Genomic DNA, 1,714 nt, shown 5'->3' on the forward strand with positions numbered 1-1,714 from the left:
AGGGCACCGGTTGTGGCATTGATGTCAAAGAAGGCTTGGTCATCGCCGCCGCTGAGGCTGTAGGAAAGTCCATTGCCTTCACTGTTGGTATCGTCAGTAGATTGAATGTCAATGACGGCGGTGGTATTTTCTGCAACATTCACAGCAGCGGTGCTTACAATGCTGGGGGCTTGGTTGTCTGACCGCCCAAAGACCACATAGCTAGAGCCGGAATTGCTGCCATTGGGGTCGGCATAGAATGCGCCAATAATCAGGTCATCAATGCCATCACCATTGACATCCCCGGCACCACTTACCGAACGACCGGAACGGTCAAGTGCCGCTGCGCCATCGAGACGAAAGCCATTGCTGCCATTGAGGGTGGAGAGATTGAAGGAGCTACTAAACCCGTCGCTGCTCCCAAAGACCACATAGCTAGAGCCGGAACGGTCGCCGTTGGGGTCGGCATAGAATGCGCCAACAATCAGGTCATCAAAGCCATCGCCATTGATATCCCCGGCACTGCTGACTGACCGACCAGAACGGTCATCTGCCGCTACGCCATCGAGGCGAAAGCCGTTGCTGCCATCTAGGGTAGAGAGGTTCTGTGTCGCACTAAAGCCATTCGCTTTACCAAAGACCACATAGCTGGAGCCGGAACTGTTGCCGTTGGGGTCGGCAAATAATGCGCCAATAATCAGGTCATCAAAGCCATCGCCATTGACATCCCCGGCACTGCTCACCGAATAACCGGACTCTTCAGATGCCGCTGCCCCATCGAGGCGAAAGCCGTTGCTGCCATTGAGTGTGGAAAGGTTTAGGGTTGGACTAAACCCTGCATTCCTGCCAAAGACCACATAGCTAGAGCCGGAAAAGTTGCCGTTGTTGTCGGCACCGCTTGCCCCAATAATCAGGTCATCAATGCCATCGCCATTGATATCTCCGGCACTGCTCACCGAAACCCCGACTTGGTCACCTGCAACTACCCCATCAATACGAAAGCCATTGCTGCCATTGAGAGTGGAGGGATTGAGGATGCTACTAAACTCACCCCCACTGCCAAAGATCACATAGCTGGAGCCGGAAAGGTTGCCGTTGGGGGAAGAAAAGCGTGCCCCAATAATCAAGTCATCAAAGCCATCGTCGTTGATATCTCCGGCACTGCTCACCGAACTACCGACTTGGTCACCTGCAACTACCCCATCAATACGAAAGCCATTGCTGCCATTGAGGGTGGAGGGATTGAGGATGCTACTAAACTCACCCCCACTGCCAAAGACCACATAGCTGGAGCCGGAAAGGTTGCCGTTGGGGTCGGCAAAGGGTGCGCCAATGATTATGTCATCAAAGCCATCGCCGTTGATATCCCCCGCACCGCTCACCGAACGCCCAGATTGGTCATTTGCAACTATCCCATCAATACGAAAGCCATTGCTGCCATTGAGGGTAGAGAGATTGAAGGAGCTACTAAACCCGCCGGCACTCCCAAAGACCACATAGCTAGAGCCGGAAAAGTTGCCGTTGTTGTTGGCAAGACGTGCGCCAATAATTAGGTCATCGAAGCCATCGCCGTTGATATCCCCCGCACTGCTCACCGAATAACCGGAAGAGTCACTTGCCGCCACACCATCGAGGCGAAAGCCATTGCTGCCATCGAGGCTGGAAAGGTTCAAAATAGGGTCGAAGCTCATGGATTTAGATTCCTTAAATGGGGTTTACGGTTCATCCATCCCGA

At 53.4% G+C, this 1,714-nt stretch carries 1 pseudogene; it reads right to left on the reverse strand.

Annotation, left to right across the window (positions count from 1 at the left end):
• A pseudogene (locus JUJ53_RS23015) lies at window positions 1-1,670 on the reverse strand (FG-GAP repeat protein); the annotation flags it as partial.
• Between the last annotated feature and the right edge of the window lie 44 nt (window positions 1,671-1,714).

Source organism: Leptolyngbya sp. CCY15150 (assembly GCF_016888135.1).
Taxonomy (GTDB): domain Bacteria; phylum Cyanobacteriota; class Cyanobacteriia; order RECH01; family RECH01; genus RECH01.